Source organism: Microbacterium sp. A93 (genome assembly GCF_051842835.1).
This window is the reverse complement of the sequence record NZ_JBPXMT010000017.1, coordinates 125,970-142,445: the sequence shown is the minus strand read 5'-3', so window position 1 is coordinate 142,445 and position 16,476 is coordinate 125,970. Positions and strand designations below refer to the sequence as shown.

Here is a 16,476-nt window from a genome sequence, read left to right as displayed (position 1 = left end):
GATACCCACATCAGCCACGGCGTCCACCTGTCCGTTCCAGACTCATCAGGAGTCGTATTCGCGCATCGATCTTCGACTCGGCCGGGCCATGAACGATCGTGAACGCCCAGGGCAGACCCCCGGACATCACTATTAGATTGCCGTCGACATGTGGCGCGTCTCCGCTCATCGGCACGAGGGCGATCCCGTCGGTGCGGATTGACGAACCATCGACTCGCCATGCCGGGTCCTTTAGCGGCGAGCGTGCGGTGCTCCACACGATGTTGTCGCCATCCGCAAAGAGTGATGCGACAACACGCCCATGACTGAAGATGTTCAGGCGCGAGCGAAGCGCATCCGCTTCCAACATGAGATATCCGGACACCATGCGCCAGGGCGACTGCGTGGAAAGGAACACGTCGTGGAATGCGCCGATCTCGGCGGATGCGTCTGACGTACCGATTCTCGCGATCTCATAGTCGATGGCATCGACGACGAGGCTGTTCCATTCAGCTCTCATAAGGGTCCAGAGCGGTGGCCGTCGTTCAGCAACACGCGAACCGCATCTCTCAACCAGGCGCGATGGTGTCGAGAATCATACGACTCGACCCCATGGCCGAGGGCGTCATATACAACTGCTCCGTGTCCGTCCTGCGCACTCTTCCACCATGCGATCGGATGCGTGTGTCCGTCCTCCGTGTGGATTGCGAGGACATGAGGGGCAACGTCAAGTTCCAGGTTCGTGTAGCGCTCGTCGTAGACGAAGAAGTCTTCCTCGAACGCCACGACTCCCTCGGGCAGTCGATCGGCCGGGGTGTGCTGGATCAGAGAGTTACCGATCTGCGGATGCATCGTGACACCCGGGATCCACCGACCGCCCAGAATCTCGCGCCAACGGGGGTCATCACGAAAGGCCAGCGAAGACGAGTGCACGGCGAGAATGGGCAGGCCAGCGTTGTGATGGGCGACGATCGCATCCATCTGCAGCGCGCTCGACCCCGGCGGCATGCCCAGGTCGCCACTCACATTGAGTATCAGAACTCGCGCGCCCGCCCATGCATCGACCTCGTCGGTCGTGACGACTCGCACGTGCCCCATGTCTGCCACGATCGCTGCGATCGCAGCAGACGTCGCCTCGAGCGCATGCCAGGGATCCGCGTGTTTTCCGACGCCGCTCGCAACAACGATCAGCGCGGTGCTCTGCACGTCAGTCATTGATCCACGTAGAGCGGTCAGGGCGCAACTGCGCGAGCTCCTCCCAGAGACTCGGAGGAATGGTCACATCGAGCAAGGTAAGTGTCTCGTGAAGTTGTGCCGCCGAGACCATCCCGCAGATGGTCGAGTGGATGCGCGGATCCCGTGTGGACAGCTGTAGCGCCGCTGCGATGAGCGGAATCCCATATCGTGCGCACGCGGCGCCCATCGAATCGATTGCGCCGAGGACCTCCGACGGTGCGGTGCGGTAGTGATAATGATCCGAGGTTCGCGGCCATGTGCTCAAGATGCCGCCCCCGTAGACGGCGGCGTTGATGATTCCCAATCCGCGTGTAGCGGCGGCGGTCAGCAATTCGTCCGCTGTCTGGTCGACGAGCGTGAAGCGGTTGTGGGTGATCAGCACATCGAAGATGTCTGTTTCAACGAATCGTTTCAGCAGTGTCGCTGGCCCTCCGGAGATGCCGATGTGGTCGGCGTACCCTTCGTCACGCAGGGCGATCAGGGTCGATACGGGACCTTCGGACGACATGGCCTCGTCGAAGGAGATATTCTCCGGATCGTGCAGATGAAGCAGTGGCAGATGTGTGAGGCCGAGGCGTTCGAGGCTCTCATCCAGAGATCGCCTCATTCGGTCGGCACCGAATGACCCGGTCTCTGGGTCACGATCGAGCTTGGTTTGGACGATGAAGTCCTCAGGTGCGTCGACACTGGCGAGCGCGACACCAATGCGCCGTTCGCTCTCACCGTCCCCGTAGTTGTTCGACGTGTCGATGAAGTTCACCGGAGAGCGTAGTGCCGCGTGCACGGTGGCGGTTGCCTCCGCTTCTGTGACCGAGAGTCCGTGCACCGGGGATGTGAGCCCCCACGCAGCGGTACCGACACAGAGAGAGGACACGCTCAGAGCGGTGCGGCCGAGAGTCGTTCGATTTATGGTCGGGGTTGTTTGACTCATTCGAACGAGTCACCTCCACGGATACGATCGATCAGGACCCATCCCATAGCGACTCCATTGTTCGTCTAGAACGTTTTATCTAAAACGTTTTTAGTAGTAGAACACGCTGTGGCACGTGGCGCAAGCAGCATGAGAAGGATGCTCGCGTACCCCGCGCCCTACGGCACTCGCGTCAGCGGAGGCGACCCCCGATCAGCGCGAGGTTCTGGATCGCCGCCAGCCCATACTGGGCCGCGTCATTGGTCGAAACAGTTGGCGCCTCGTCCACCGGGTTGAGGACGTGGGGCACCTCCACCCGGCACAGCGTGAAGTCACGCCGGTGGACGAGCCACTCCCCGACCCCTTCGAACGCCTGCCAGGCGAGCTCGGCGAGCGCAGCATCTTCGGTGCTCGCAGCGACATACGCCGTCAGTCGGCTGTGCGCCTGCTCGAGATGGATGCCGGACAGCGGAGCACCGACCGCCGCCGTCTGCTCCTCCGGCGTCGCCAGATACAGGCGGCAATAATCGAGCCACGCATCCCGGAATCCGGGCACGTCCACGAGATCGATCAGCTCGCTGCACACCTCCACGAGCCCGAACACTGCGCTCAGGTGCGACACCGAGATGCGGTCCCGACTGGTGTCGAAGCGACCGGAGTCCAGGTCGTAGAGCGCCTCGCCGGTGAGGAATCCGTGCGGAAGAGCGCCGATGTCGGCCATGGTTCCCAGCAGCCGGTCGCGGGAGCGCGTGTCGCCGGTGCGCTCCCAATCGGTGAGCCACGTCGCAGCCAACGCGCCCCAGTCCGTCCCGAGCCCGACGGCGAGCGCCGAACGATCCGGTCGATAGGTCGACGCATCCGTCCGAACCTTCCGGGTGGGATCGGTGTCGAGGAAACGCTGGTCGCTGTCCCGTAGCTCGGTGAGCAGGTCACCGACGCGCTCGTCCGCGGTCAAATAGTGGAAGATGCGCCGGTAAATCGGGCTGCTGATGCGCAGCTGCTTGGCGCTGCATCCCCAGTGCTGCACGTTGTGCCGCGATCCGAGCCCCTTCCAACGACCGAGGTGATAGACGTCGACCTCGCCGGTATGCCTGGTCATCGCCTCTGCGAGGCGGAAGACATCGGCACGACCGCTGCGCAGGTACGAGTACCAGAGCCACAGATCCGGCGAGAGCTCGCTGTTGTCCCAGGCGTAGCCGCCGACGTCGTATCGCCAGACGTGACGATCAGCGTCGTAGGCGTGCATCACGTCGCCATAGTCCCAGAAGCCGTACCAGCTGCGTTGCCCGATCTGGCCGAGGTAGAAGTCCAGGAGGAAGTCGATACTGTCCTCAATCTCGGCGTGAACCGGCGTCGAGCGATCGATCGGCGCCCAGTCGCCGAACACACCCACGGCATCCAGGTGCGCGGGAGTCGGTTGCAGTAGCGGAGGCGTCTGCAGCCGCGCCACGTCGGCAGCGACCCGTTCGATCGCGGGCGTCGCTGCGTATGCGAACAGGGTGATTTCGTGGGTGCGTGCGACCCCATGCGCATCACCGAAGCCCGGCTCGTAGTCCTCGTAGGTGATCTCGAGACCCTCAAGCTGCGTTGCGAAGTCATCCTGTCCGAGACCATCGTGATAGAACCGGACGTCCATCGGCTGGGCCTGGGGCGCATACAGCCACGCGGTGACCTCCGCACGATCGGACGCCGCACCCCGAATGTCGAGCTGACCCGGGTGCGACTGCCAGAAGCCCCGCACCCCGATGCCAAGCCCCCCACCCGGATCACTGACCGACACGAAACCCTCAGCCCGGGTGCCGGCACCCGCGCTGATCCACGCGTGGCCAGGGGCGGTGCGCTTGCGGATGCCGAAGCCGTCGGCGCTGAGCTGGGTGAGCGTGGCATCCGACCATGCGGGGATGAGATCCAGCCGCTCGGACACTTCCGGATTCCACGTAGAGGTCGGCGGCGTCGCCACTGCCTGGATCTGCGCGACACGCACCTCGGCACCCGGATCGCGGCGGAGCCCGGTGAGCCCCCGCACTGCCTCCGAGAAGAAGCCGCCACCGGCACCGGCGAACCGGACATGCCGGTCGTGCAGCGGGGCCCGCAACGGTACCCCTGCCCTGACGCCGAGCCCGGTGAGGAAATCGGCCTCGCCATCGCCGTCCCAGATCACCGTGTGCACGACGCGAATCTCCTCAGAGCCAGCGACCAGGACGAGTCGCACGATGAACGGCAGCCACTCCCGCTCTCCCGACTCCGACCGGTGCGTACCCTCGAGCCGCACGACCGCCCGGATGGGGCCCTCCTGCTCGACATCGACCAGCGAGACGCGCGAGCGGAAGTGTTCTCGAGGCGCACCGCCGCCGTCCTCCACGATCTCGTCCTGCCGCAAGCTGACCAGGCGGACGTCCTCCGCAATCGCGGCACTGTCCCGGGTGATCGAGCGGATCAGCGCGTCGACTGCCCCGCCGTGCTGCGGCACGTCGATCTCCACGGCGATCACGCCGTTGTCGATGACCACGGCGCCGGCCTCGCGGCGCACCTGCACTGGCCGATCGTGTGTAGGAAGGGGGGATGCGGCATCCGCCACGATCTCGTACTCGCCGACATCGTCCATCGCACCGAGCGCCACGCCCGTCCACTTCACCGACCCATCAGGCCAGGTCGCGAGAGGCCAGAACTGTCCGGGCACGTTCTCGCCATCACGGCGAAGGCGAAGTTCCGAGGTCGATGCGACGCTCCCGCGCGGGAGTGGTGCACCCCAGGTGACACCCGAGGGCAGCACCGCCGGGGCGACGTCATCGAGCCAGCGCAGGGGGACGGCCGGGGCGGTGGGGACGGTCATAGCGAATGCACCTCAAGGTTTCGGTAGCAGGCGGTCAGCGGGGACATCTGTCGGAATCCGATACGGCCGCCGCGCACGCGCGGGCCGGTCGACTCGTCGTCCACCCAGTCGAAGAGGACGAGATCATCGATCGAGAAGACCACGCGGTCACCATCTTTGATGACGCAGATACGGTAGAACGCTCCGCGTGCATCGTCGACGGATGGCAGGGGGTCGGCACCCTGACTGACCAGATGGAACCCGGGCGACTTGCGCAAGTTGCAGGTATGGAAGGCGCGTTCGTCCTCCCATCGCCGGCGGAAGTACGACACGTGCAGCGTGCGGATGTCGCCGGAGTGATACTGCGGATAAGCGCCAGTGCGCGGAGCAAGAACATCGTCGAAGATGCTGCCGCCGTCCACCGCTGCCGCCCCGAAGAACAACATGGCAAGGCCCGGTTCGCTGCGCGGAGACATCTCCCAGGTGATGCGGATGCGGTCGCCGAAAATTTCGGGGCACCACAGCGTCCAGTGCTCATCGATTCCGCCGTCGCTGGAGAGAAGCAGTCCGTCGTCTCCGGCGTCCGCGACCATCGGCCCTTCGGCAACCCAGTCCGCGAGATCCTCCAGCGAAGCCATCGGATTTCGGTACAGCAGCGCCGTCATCCCTTCACCGACCCGATCAGCATCCCCTTGGCGAAGTGTTTCTGCAGGAACGGATAGAACAGCAGAATCGGCAGAGTCGCCACGACGATGACGGCGAACTTGATGCCCTGCGCTGGCGGCATCTGACCGGGGCCGGCCTCCAGCATCGACAGATCGGTGGCGACCGTGACCTGGCGCAGGAACATCTGCAGCGTCCACATCGTGTTGTCGTTGAGGTACAGCAAGGGCGACATGAAGTCGTTCCAGATGCCCACGGCGTAGAACAGGGCGAAGGTGGCGAGCACGGGCTTGGAGAGCGGGAGGATGATGCTCCACAACGCCTGCATCTCGTTCGCGCCGTCGATCTTCGCGGACTCCTCGAGCTCCGCGGGGAGCTGCTCGAAGAAGTTCTTGATGATGATCAGGCTGAAGGGGTTGATCGCCATCGGCAAGATCAGCGCCCAGTATGTGTCGAGCAGGCCCAGGTCCTTGACCACCAGGAAGGTCGGGATCATGCCGCCGGAGAACACCATCGTGAACACGATGAGTGACAGCAGCGTACGCCGAGCGGGGAGGTTGCCCTTGGACAGCGGGTACGCCATCGACGCGGTGAGAAACAGTTGGATCAGCGTGCCGACCGCCGTGACGGCGATCGTCGTGACCATGGCACGCAGGAACGTGGGACTGGTGAGGATCGATTCGTAGGCGCGCAGGCTGAATGTCTCGGGCCACACGAAGAACGACCGGGTGGCGAGTTCGAGTTCGGTGGCAAAGGATCCGGCGACCACGTACACGAACGGGATCAGCGCGACGATTCCGACGGCGGTGAGCAGCGCGACGTTGAACACGTCGAAGACTTTGCCGGCCGGGGTGTTGAACCGGTACTTCTCGCGTGCCATCAGAAGATCCCCGTCTGGTTGAACCGTTTGGCGAGCCAATTCGCCCCGAAGATCAGCACCACACCCACGACCGCCTTGAACAGGCCGACCGCGGTGCTGTAGCTGTAGGAGCCCTGGGTGATTCCCATGAAGTACACGTAGGTATCGAAGACGTCGGCCACCTGGCGGTTCAGGGAGTTAGTCATGAGGTAAATCTGCTCGAACCCGGTGTTGAGCACCTGCCCCATCTGCAGCACGAGCAGGATGATGATCGTGGGTCGGATGGCGGGGAGTGTCACATGCCAGACGCGTTGGAACCGCCCTGCCCCGTCGATGATCGCCGCCTCGTACTGCTCCTGATCCACGCTCGCGAGCGCGGCGAGGAAGATGATGGTGCCCCAGCCGGTGTTCTTCCAGATGTCTTGAAGGACGATGATGGGTCGGAACCAGGCAGGGTCGGTGAGGAAGCCGACATCCGTTCCGAGTACCCCGTTGATCAGCTGCGTCAACGGGCCGATGTCCAGCGCGAACAGCAGATAGGTCAGCGACGCGACGACGGTCCACGACAGGAAGTGCGGGATATAGATCAATGTTTGTACGGAGCGCTTGACGATGTTGACCCGCAGCTCATTGAGCAGGAGTGAGACGACGATCGTCAGCGGAAAAGCCACGACGACACTCAGCAGCGCGAGGATCAGCGTGTTCGCCATGATCCGCCCGAAGTCTGGGCTGGCGAACAAGTCGTCGAAGTGCTTGAACCCCACCCAGGGGCTGTCCGCGATGCCGAGGAAAGGCACGTAGTCCTTGAACGCGATGACCGCGCCGCCCATCGGCCCGTAACGGAAGACCGCGAAATAGATGAGCCCGGGGAGCAGCATCAGGTACAGCCACTTGAACTGGGTGAAGTGCACCCGTACGCCGCGACGGCGCTTCAGGGGCGGAACGGTGAGAGCCTCCGTCGCGGTGTGAGTCTCCGCCTGAGTGACGGCTGTGTCCAGAACGACCACGCGATCTCCAATCGGTGTGGAGGGGCGGATGCAGCTCGCATCCGCCCCTCATTCGGTCAGTTCTGGCTGCTCAGTTCATTGATCTCGGCGATGATGTCGTCGCCTCCGCTGCTGCGCCACAGCGCGACCGCATCCTTGAGCCCATCCAGGTCGATCTGCCCTGCGATGAACTGAATGCGTGCGTCCGAAATGATGATGTCCAGCTGGGCGCCCTTGGACACGTAGGTCTCCGAGACGTAGGCTGCCGCCTCGTCATACACCGCGTGCTCGGAGTCGGAGGCCTCGATCTCCTTGCGCTTGTCGTACATCTCCTGCTCGTACTCCGTCGCCTGCTTGGGGAGATAACCCTGGAAGCCGGTGACGTTCATCCCCAGCTGGCTGTAGCTCAGAACAGCGTCCTTCAGCTCCTGCGGAGCGTCATCGACGGCGACGGCGAGGTCGCCGTCGAGCGTGAAGGTCTCCCCCTCGATGCCGTTGTTGAGGACGGGTCCCGCTTCGGCCGAGTTGAGCTTGTTGAGAACTTCGAGCACCGCGCGCAGGTCAGCTTCGGTGCGCACGTTAGTCTTCGGGATCGCCAGGAATCCGCTGTAGCCCGTGGTCGGGTGGGCAGTGAGCTCACCGTCGGGTCCGGTCATGTTGCCAGCGACGTCGACGTACTGGTCGAAGCCGTCGGGTTCAGATTCCTTGAGCAAGTTCATCAGCTGACCCGCACGCGAGTGCACGTCGACGATGATGCCTCCCTTGCCGTTCAGGAACGGCTCATTCCATTTCGCGGAGTCGAACGTTGTGTAATCGGGGTTCACATACCCGCCGTCGACGAGTTCCTTCTCGTACGCCACCGCATCGAGCCACTCGTCAGTTGTGAAGCTCGGCACCAGTTCGCCATCGCGCTCAGTCCAGCGGTTACCTGCACCGAACCACGTCTCGATCACGTCGTACGGGCTGTTGCTGCCGATCGCGCCTGGCCACTTGGGAATGATCAGCCCGTAGGTGTCATCGACGCCGTTGCCGTCTGGGTCCTGCTCTGTGAACGCCTTGGCAACCTCATACAGGTCTTCCGTGGTCTCCGGCATGTCGAGTCCGACGGCTGCCAGCCAGTCCTTGCGGATGATGACGGCCGTGCGCATGACATCGCGGGCTCGGAAGATGCCGTATACCTTGCCGTTCACGCTCGCGGACTGCTGCACCTCAGGGAAGGTCGTCTTCAGGTTGGGGTAGTCGTCCAGGTATTCCGTGAGATCCCAGAAGGCGCCGGCCTCTGCGTTGCGGACGAAGCCAGGATCCTTGCCCTGGATGACCATGACCTGTGGGATGTCATCTCCGGCGAGTGTGATGTTGGTCTTGTCCCCGTACGACGAGTTGGGCACCCAGGTGATGTCGAGGCCGACGCCGGCAATCTCTTCGAGCGCGGCCTGCACCTCGTTGCCGTCGGCAGGTGCGTTCGTGACCAGATAGGGGGCCATGATCGACAGGCTCTTCAGCTCGGCCGTCTCACCGCCGCCTTCGTCGGCTCCTCCGGCTGAGCAGCCGGCGAGGACGACGGCACCGGCGGTGACCAGCGCCAGACCGCTGAGCTTTCTGATGTGCTTCATGTGAACTCCTTTGTTCGTGCTGTTGTGAGGGTGCGGGGTAGTTGATCGGATCAGGGGTGGTGGTCAGCCGGCTGCGACGGGAACCGCATGGGGAGCGGCATCGGCGTCCGCAGCGGCGAGCTGCCGGTCGTTCGCCGCGAAGAAGGCCAGGCACAGTGCGGTGTCGATCGTGAGCCATGCGCCGAGGGAGAGAAACGGGATGATGCCGGGAAGAATCAGGCTCGCAGTGACGATGACGACCGCAGCCAAGACCAGCAGCAGAACGTGGGCGAGATTGCGCAGCATCCATCGTGATGCAGTCAGGGCGTAGCCCCGCAGCGGCAGGTCGTAGTGGACGTAGAGCGGGAAGGTCACGGCCAGCAGCGCGAACGTGAGTACGAGGGCCACAAGGGTGAGGATTCCGGGCGTCTCGGCGAGCGTACGTGCACCGGCGAAGCCGATCGTGTTCACCGTGAGGATGGCGCCGATGACCAGGATGGGCGCCAGCACGGTGTTGGACCGCCAGAACTCACGGCGCCATGCCGCAGCGAACGTGCGCACAGCGGGGAACGCTTCTCCTCGCAACCGACGACGTGTGAGTTCGGCCGCGGCGATCGTGGCCGGTGCCGCTCCGAGGACGATGCCTCCGGCAAGCGTGAAGGCGTACCAAAGCACGTTCACCGTCATGACCCAGAACAACCAGTCGCAGGCCGCATGCGCACGCAGAGCCCACCCGCCGGACACGGAACTGTTGCTCATGAGGATCTCCATCGATCAGCATTCCGCGCGTGTCAGCGATACAAATTTCGGGCGGGAATGCGCTTTCCGCTCCCGATGCTAACCCACGGATCAGGACACGTCAACCACTACAGGAAAGCGCTATCCATGACACACTGCTGTCACAGGCTTTCGCATCCACCGTGGTGCCCAGCGTTTGAGGAATCGAAGATGATCTATCACTTGGCGGGCGACTCGACCGTCGCTCCCATGAAGCCCGAAGAGAGTCCGATGTCGGGGTGGGGGCACTTCCTCGAACGCCATGTCGAACTCTCCGTACGAAACCTCGCCTTCGGTGGCGCGACCACCGAATCCTTCCTCTCCTCCGGCAACTGGACAGAACTGCTGTCTGAGGTCAGCATGGGCGACATCGTCATAATCCAGTTCGGACACAACGACCAGAAGCAACCAGAACTCGCCGCTCGCAGCGGCTACACCGATCGGTTGCGCCGCATGGTCGCCGATGTTCACGAGCAGGGCGCGCTCGCCGTGCTGTGCACGTCGTGCGAACGGCGCTGGTTCGACGACGCCGGCCAGCTGATTCCCACACACGGCGACTACCCGAACGCTGTGCGAGATCTCGCCCATGAGCTCGATTCGCCACTCATCGACCTCACGGCTTTCACCTCCTGGCTGTATGAGGATCTCGGTGAGGTCGAGTCCACACGCCTGCTTTCGCACTTCGCTCCAGGAGAGGCAGCCGCCTGGCCAGACGGGCTGACCGATAACACGCACTTCCGCGTCGAGGGTGCCGATCGCATTGCGGCGTACGTTGCCCGCTCGCTGCGTGCGATCGAACGACAGGGCGGCGACCAGCCCGCAAAGGGCTCGCAGATCGTCAGCTGACGCGATCGCGTCGAAGACCACTCTCTGAAAGGACATCAATGACTTCCCGTTTTGAGATCGGTGACACCGACTTTCTTCTCGACGGCGCACCGCAACAGATCATTTCGGGGGCGATGCACTACCCGCGAATTCATCCGGGCCACTGGCGCGATCGCATCCGCAAGGCTCGCCTCATGGGACTCAACACCATCGAGACCTACGTCGCCTGGAACGCGCATGAACCGATCCGCGGGCAGTGGGATGCCACCGGACAGAACGACCTCGGCCTCTTCCTCGATCTGATCGCGGAGGAAGGCATGCACGCGATCGTGCGTCCAGGGCCGTACGTGTGTGCCGAGTGGCACAACGGCGGTCTGCCGACCTGGCTGACAGCCGACCCGGCGATACGACTCCGCAGTTCTGACCCTCGCTACATCGAAGCCGTCACCGGCTACCTGGAGAAGGTCAACGAGATCATCGCTCCGCGCCAGATCGACACCGGTGGCAGCGTCATTCTGGTGCAGATCGAGAACGAGTACGGCGCCTACGGCTCAGACAAGGCCTACCTCGCAGAACTCATCCGACTCACACGCGAGGCGGGCATCACCGTGCCACTGACCCAGGTAGACCAGCCGATCGCGCACATGCTCGAGAACGGCGCGCACGAGGGGCTTCATAAAACCGGATCCTTCGGCTCTCGCATCCACGAACGCCTCGCCACGCTGCGCGAACACCAGAGCACCGGCCCGCTGATGTGCATGGAGTTCTGGTGCGGCTGGTTCGACCACTGGGGTGAGAAGCACCACACCACGACGTTCGCCGACAGCGCCGCCGATCTCGATCTGCTGCTGAGCGCCGGAGCATCCGTCAACATCTACATGGTCCACGGCGGCACGAACTTCGCTCTGACCGCCGGCGCGAACGATTCCGGACGCTATCTGCCGCTCGTGACGAGCTACGACTACGACGCGCCGATCAGCGAATCGGGCGATCTCACCGAGAAGTTCCATGCGTTCCGCAGTGTGATCGCAAAGCATGCTGCGGTGCCTTCGGATCCACTGCCCGCTGTTGTCGACGCACCGACGCTGACTGTTCCGCTCGAGAGCGTTGGGGACCCGCTCCCGGCAGCGACCCTCGACCACGGCGAGTTCAGCGTCCCGCCGTCGATGGATGATCTCGGCCCCGACGTCGTGCTCGTGGAGTATTCCACTCGCATCGCGTCCGAGGAGACGACCGTTCTGGCGGCACACATTCGCGACCTCGCATGGGTCAGCCTGGATGACCGCCCCGTCGGCACGCTTCAGCGGACAACCGGGGACCTTGCCCTTGCCCTTCCTCCCGGCGATCACCTTCGCCTTCTGGTCGAAGAGACCGGACGCGTCAACTACGACACAAAGATCGGCGAGCACAAGGGCGTCATCTCCGCGCCGACACTCAACGGCATCCCGCTCGGCGGCCCCTGGCAGGTGCGCAGCATCGACGTCCCCCGACTCGTCCACGCCGTCACGAACGCGAGCGTCTCGGATGCGATCACCAACGCCCATGCGGCCGGACCGGTGGGCCTGCGCGCAGGATTCGACCTGGATGCGCCCGCAGATCTCTTCCTCGACACGGCAGGCTGGGGCAAAGGCTACGCCTGGATCAACGGCTTCTTTCTCGGCCGATACTGGCGTCGTGGCCCGCAGCGCACTCTGTACGTTCCGGGTCCGGTGACGAAGCAGGGCCGCAACGAGATCGTCATCGTCGAACTCGAGACGATCACTGATGCGACGGCACGCTTCCTCGCTCGCCCGAACCTGGGACACGAAGTCGAATGAGCGTGTCGGAAAAGCGCTCGCTGGGCGCCTGAGCCACTTCAGGGGGCAAGGAAAAGTTCGAGGAGGGCGAGAGCCTCGGACTGCTTCGTCGACTCGTCCAGCAGCCACTGCGTCTGAAGGCCGTCGGATGCCGCGATGATGAGGGCTGCGACGGCGTCAGGGTCGACATCGGCGCGCATACGCCCGGTCTGCTGCTGCCCGCGCACCTGCTCGGCGATGTCAGCGCGCAGCCGCGCGAAGCGTTGCGTCGCCCAGGCCGTCGCGTGCTCATGTCCCTCCTCGAGCGCGGACGACACGAGCGTCGAGTACAGCTGCACGAGCCCCGGGATCTCGCGGTTGCGCTCCGCCGATCGGCTCATTCCCCCGACGGGTTCGGGCTCGGCGCCCGGGATCTCCGTCGAGGCGATCGTGTGCGTCGACTCCTGATAGACCTCGATGAGCAGCTCTTCCAGCGACCCGAAGTAGTGCCTCAGTGCCGCGTGCGTCACGCCGACGGCCTCGGCGATGGCACGCAGGCTGGTGCGATCGGCGCCACGCTGCGCGAACACCTCGATCGCACGGTCGAGGATCTCCTGGCGCCGCGCGACGCCCTTCGCATAGGCGCCTCGAGAGAGTGCCCTCGGAGCATCAGCAACGGCATCAGTACCGGCAGCACCGGCATCCTGGGCCGGTTTCCCGAGTTCCGCTGTCATGTTCACGATCCTACTCAAGAAAAACCTCCACACGGGGGTTTTCTCTGCTAATCTCGCACCACACCATTGAAATCACCTCAACGAGGAGCATTCACTCTTGTCCGTTCTCACTTCCATCCAGCTCTTCACCGTCAACCAAGACCTTGACGCAGACCTCGACAAAACCCTCGACGCCATCGCCGCGCGCGGCTTCACGACTGTCGAGCCGTACAACTTCGTCCGTCGCGCGGATCTGCTCGCTGAGGCGCTGTCCTCGCGCAACCTCGCTTCCCCGACCGGTCACGCGTTCGTGGCATCCGCGTCCTTCGTGAACCCCGACGGAACCCCCACAGACAGCGATGTCCCCACCCTGGACGAGACCTTCGCCGCGGCGGAGAAGCTCGGAATGAGTGTCGTCATCGAGCCCTACACCGACCCCGCCCGTTGGACCAGCGTCGAGCAGATCCAGGAGATCGCCGCGCTGCTCAACGTTGCCGCTGACGCGGCCGCGGCACGCGGCATCCGCATCGGTTACCACAATCACGCGCACGAGCTCGAAGCGCGCTTCGGCGACAAGACCGGCCTGGAGATCCTCGCCGACAACCTCGACCCGCGCGTCGTGCTCGAGGTCGACCTGTACTGGGCCGCCCGCGCAGGCGTCGACGTCCTCGCACTGCTGCGCACCCTCGGTGACCGTGTCATCGCGGTGCACGCCAAGGACGGCACGCTCGAGCCGGAGAAAGTTGCCGCTTACCCGCCCGCCGACCAGGTTGCCGCAGGTCTTGGCGCCGTTCCGCTCGCCGAGTCGATCGCCACGGCATCCGCTCTCGAAATCGCGATCGTCGAGTTTGACCACTTCGAAGGCGACTTGTATGCCGCCATTGAGCAGAGCCGCGTCTTCATCGAAGAAGCAGTCTCGAACGCGGCGGCAGCACTCTGATGGCCGCCAGCGGCCCCGTCGGCGTCGGCATCATCGGCGCCGGCAACATCAGCGATCAGTACCTCACCCACCTCTCACAGTTCCCAGATGTCACCGTCCTCGCAGTCGGCGATCTCCTCGAGGACCGCGCTCGTGAGCAGGCAGCAAAGTACGGTGTCCCGAACGCTGGCGGCGTCGACGTCGTGCTGAACGACCCCGACATCGAGATCGTCATCAACCTCACCATCCCCGCCGTGCACGTCGCGGTGTCGGAGAGCATCATCGCCGCCGGCAAGAACGTGTGGACGGAGAAGCCGATCGGCGTCGACCGCGCATCATCGCGCGGCCTGCTCGAGAAGGCTACGGCTGCGGGCCTGCGCGTCGGTGTGGCACCCGACACCGTGCTCGGTCCTGGCGTTCAAACCGCGAAGCGGGCGATCGCCCGTGGCGACATCGGGCGTCCGCTGTTCGCGCAGACGACGTTCCAGTGGCAGGGTCCGGAGATCTTCCACCCGAACCCCGCGTTCCTCTACGCCGTGGGTGGCGGACCGCTGCTCGATATGGGGCCCTACTACGTCTCCACGCTCATCCACGTCTTCGGCCCGGTCGCCGCCGTTGCAGCCCTCGGCCTCAAGGGAACCGAGAACCGCACCGTTCAGGTCGGACCGCTCGCTGGTGACACCTTCCCCGTCGAGGTGCCCTCCACCGTCTCCGTTCTCATGCAGTTCGAGAACGGCGGACAGGGGCAGAGCTTGTACAGCACTGACTCTGCATTGCGTCGACAGGGCATCGTCGAGATCCACGGCACCGAGGGCTCGCTGATCATCCCCGACCCGAACACGTTCGGCGGAGAGCTCACCATCGTGCGCCCGGCGCCGGATGCCGGATCCGACACGGTTCGCATCGACCTGCCGCAGGAAGGCATCATGACCGGCCGCGGTCTCGGCGTGCTCGACATGGCGCGGTCGATCCGTGCCGGTCGGGCTCACGTCGCCACCGGCGAGCTTGGCTACCACGTGCTCGACACGCTCCTCACGATCGAGGAGGCCGCCACGGCCGACAGCAGCGCGTTCGTTCCGGTCGAGAGCACGCTCGACTCGGTCGGCGCGCTCGGTGCAGACTTCGACCCGCTCGCGCAGACGCTCTAAGTCGATCCTCAGAAGAGTCGACGAACCGGCGCGGCACCTGCGGAATGCAGATGCCGCGCCGGTTCTGTCTAAGCGGCGAGTTGCTCCGCGGTTTGCCGGAAGAACTGCGTCGCCCAGCAGCTGTTGCCTTTATATGTCCTGGCGTCAGTCATGGTCACGCCTTCAGCGGGCGAAGGTGTTCGCGAGCGCAGCCCCGGCCGCATGAAGCCAGCGCCGCGAGTCGGCGATTGCCGCTTCCCCGGAACCGGCGAGGTCTGTGAGAGACGCGGATGCGCTGAACAGTGAGGTGTCAGAGTCTGAGGTGATCCGCCCGGCGACGAGGGCGGCGCGCACGCCCGCGCGGGCTGCGAGGCCGGCGACGAACGATGGCACCTTGCCGTCGCCGGACTGACCGTCGTAGGAACCCTCTCCGGTCACGACGATGTCGGCGTTGGCGAGCGCTTCTTCCAGTTCGATCAGCCGCGCGACTTCACCGGCACCCGGAGCGAGCTCGGCACCCCAGCGTGCGAGTGCTGCGCCGGCCCCGCCTGCAGCACCAAAACCCGGCAACTGCGGGTTGAGGCCGAGAAGGTCGGCGAGGCGAACCAGTGCGGCATCAACGCGCACGATGTCGACGGCATCCGTCAGACCCTTCTGCGGTCCGAACACCGCCGCGGCGCCGTGCGAGCCGACGAGCGGGTTCGTCACGTCCGAGAGCACGAGGACCTCCGGCGCGGGGCGAAGCCCTTCGAGATCGACCACGGCGAGGTCCAGCAGTCCGCGGGCACCAGGCGCGATCGGCAGTCCGCCCGCATCAGTGAACCGGGCACCGAGCGCGGACAGCAGACCGGTGCCGCCATCCGTCGAGGCGCTCGATCCGATGCCGAGCACGAGACGCGAGACTCCATGTTCGAGCGCGGCGACGATCGCCTGCCCGAATCCAGTCGTATCAGCATCGAAGGGACGCAGCTCATCGACCAACTCGATGCCAGACGTCGATGCCAGATCGATCACGCCGGTGCCGCCAGGCGCGGCATCCGTCGACGGAAGAAGCAGCCATTCGGCATCCACCGGCACGCCGGCCGGGCCGTCGACTCGTACCGGCATCCGCACGGCACCAGGCACCGCCGCGGCGAACGCGGCCACCGTGCCCTCGCCACCGTCGGCCATCGGGCGCATCACGAACTCGGCCGTTCGATCGACGGAAGCCCACCCATCGGCGAGCGCCTGCGCGGCATCCGCCGCCGTGATGGATCCCTTGAAGCTGTCCGGTGCGAGTACGACCCTAATCATCCATGTCTCC

At 64.6% G+C, this 16,476-nt stretch carries 15 protein-coding genes; 4 read left to right on the top strand and 11 right to left on the bottom strand.

Going from position 1 to position 16,476, the window contains the following annotated elements; genetic code table 11:
- Nucleotides 1-10: 10 nt before the first annotated feature.
- From ACSU1G_RS32140 to ACSU1G_RS32100, 9 genes are all read right to left on the bottom strand, one after another.
- Nucleotides 11-499, bottom strand: coding sequence for a hypothetical protein (locus ACSU1G_RS32140; protein ID WP_439285324.1), 489 nt, complete (start codon nucleotides 497-499; stop codon nucleotides 11-13).
- Nucleotides 496-1,194 (bottom strand): ThuA domain-containing protein, encoded by a 699-nt coding sequence (locus ACSU1G_RS32135; protein WP_439285323.1) that lies wholly within the window; start codon nucleotides 1,192-1,194, stop codon nucleotides 496-498. The genes ACSU1G_RS32140 and ACSU1G_RS32135 overlap by 4 nt, the downstream gene beginning before the upstream one ends.
- Nucleotides 1,187-2,146: an aldo/keto reductase gene (locus tag ACSU1G_RS32130; protein WP_439285321.1), complete on the bottom strand. Its 960-nt coding sequence runs from the start codon at nucleotides 2,144-2,146 to the stop codon at nucleotides 1,187-1,189. Before ACSU1G_RS32130 ends, ACSU1G_RS32135 begins: the two co-directional genes overlap by 8 nt.
- A gap of 172 nt (nucleotides 2,147-2,318) precedes the next feature.
- Nucleotides 2,319-4,958 carry an exo-rhamnogalacturonan lyase family protein gene (locus tag ACSU1G_RS32125; protein WP_439285319.1) on the bottom strand — a complete coding sequence of 880 codons (2,640 nt, stop codon included), beginning with the start codon at nucleotides 4,956-4,958 and terminating at the stop codon, nucleotides 2,319-2,321.
- Nucleotides 4,955-5,602 carry a DUF1961 family protein gene (locus tag ACSU1G_RS32120; RefSeq protein ID WP_439285317.1) on the bottom strand — a complete coding sequence of 216 codons (648 nt, stop codon included), beginning with the start codon at nucleotides 5,600-5,602 and terminating at the stop codon, nucleotides 4,955-4,957. Before ACSU1G_RS32120 ends, ACSU1G_RS32125 begins: the two co-directional genes overlap by 4 nt.
- Nucleotides 5,599-6,480: a carbohydrate ABC transporter permease gene (locus tag ACSU1G_RS32115; RefSeq protein WP_439285315.1), complete on the bottom strand. Its 882-nt coding sequence runs from the start codon at nucleotides 6,478-6,480 to the stop codon at nucleotides 5,599-5,601. Before ACSU1G_RS32115 ends, ACSU1G_RS32120 begins: the two co-directional genes overlap by 4 nt.
- Complete coding sequence (locus ACSU1G_RS32110) at nucleotides 6,480-7,466, bottom strand: ABC transporter permease (protein WP_439285313.1); 987 nt, start codon at nucleotides 7,464-7,466, stop codon at nucleotides 6,480-6,482. The genes ACSU1G_RS32115 and ACSU1G_RS32110 overlap by 1 nt, the downstream gene beginning before the upstream one ends.
- 56 nt (nucleotides 7,467-7,522) lie before the next feature.
- Nucleotides 7,523-9,058: an extracellular solute-binding protein gene (locus ACSU1G_RS32105; RefSeq protein WP_439285311.1), complete on the bottom strand. Its 1,536-nt coding sequence runs from the start codon at nucleotides 9,056-9,058 to the stop codon at nucleotides 7,523-7,525.
- A gap of 63 nt (nucleotides 9,059-9,121) precedes the next feature.
- Nucleotides 9,122-9,796 carry a YesL family protein gene (locus ACSU1G_RS32100; RefSeq protein ID WP_439285310.1) on the bottom strand — a complete coding sequence of 225 codons (675 nt, stop codon included), beginning with the start codon at nucleotides 9,794-9,796 and terminating at the stop codon, nucleotides 9,122-9,124.
- A gap of 189 nt (nucleotides 9,797-9,985) precedes the next feature.
- On the opposite strand from ACSU1G_RS32100, the gene ACSU1G_RS32095 reads away from it, so the two are divergent.
- Together ACSU1G_RS32095 and ACSU1G_RS32090 are read left to right on the top strand one after the other, a co-directional pair.
- Nucleotides 9,986-10,660, top strand: a complete 675-nt coding sequence (locus tag ACSU1G_RS32095; protein WP_439285308.1) for a rhamnogalacturonan acetylesterase — start codon at nucleotides 9,986-9,988, stop codon at nucleotides 10,658-10,660.
- A gap of 38 nt (nucleotides 10,661-10,698) precedes the next feature.
- Nucleotides 10,699-12,456, top strand: a complete 1,758-nt coding sequence (locus ACSU1G_RS32090; RefSeq protein WP_439285306.1) for a glycoside hydrolase family 35 protein — start codon at nucleotides 10,699-10,701, stop codon at nucleotides 12,454-12,456.
- Between the two features lie 38 nt (nucleotides 12,457-12,494).
- On the opposite strand, the gene ACSU1G_RS32085 is transcribed toward ACSU1G_RS32090, so the two are convergent.
- Nucleotides 12,495-13,148, bottom strand: a complete 654-nt coding sequence (locus tag ACSU1G_RS32085) for a TetR/AcrR family transcriptional regulator (protein WP_439285304.1) — start codon at nucleotides 13,146-13,148, stop codon at nucleotides 12,495-12,497.
- Between the two features lie 97 nt (nucleotides 13,149-13,245).
- Here ACSU1G_RS32085 and ACSU1G_RS32080 point away from each other — a divergent pair, with 97 nt between their 5' ends.
- Both ACSU1G_RS32080 and ACSU1G_RS32075 read left to right on the top strand, forming a co-directional pair.
- Nucleotides 13,246-14,067, top strand: a complete 822-nt coding sequence (locus ACSU1G_RS32080; RefSeq protein WP_439285302.1) for a sugar phosphate isomerase/epimerase family protein — start codon at nucleotides 13,246-13,248, stop codon at nucleotides 14,065-14,067.
- The gene (locus tag ACSU1G_RS32075; protein ID WP_439285300.1) at nucleotides 14,067-15,194 is read left to right on the top strand and encodes a Gfo/Idh/MocA family protein; all 1,128 of its coding nucleotides are present in this window, start codon (nucleotides 14,067-14,069) and stop codon (nucleotides 15,192-15,194) included. Before ACSU1G_RS32080 ends, ACSU1G_RS32075 begins: the two co-directional genes overlap by 1 nt.
- 162 nt (nucleotides 15,195-15,356) lie before the next feature.
- On the opposite strand, the gene ACSU1G_RS32070 is transcribed toward ACSU1G_RS32075, so the two are convergent.
- Complete coding sequence (locus ACSU1G_RS32070) at nucleotides 15,357-16,466, bottom strand: glycerate kinase (protein ID WP_439285298.1); 1,110 nt, start codon at nucleotides 16,464-16,466, stop codon at nucleotides 15,357-15,359.
- Between the last annotated feature and the right edge of the window lie 10 nt (nucleotides 16,467-16,476).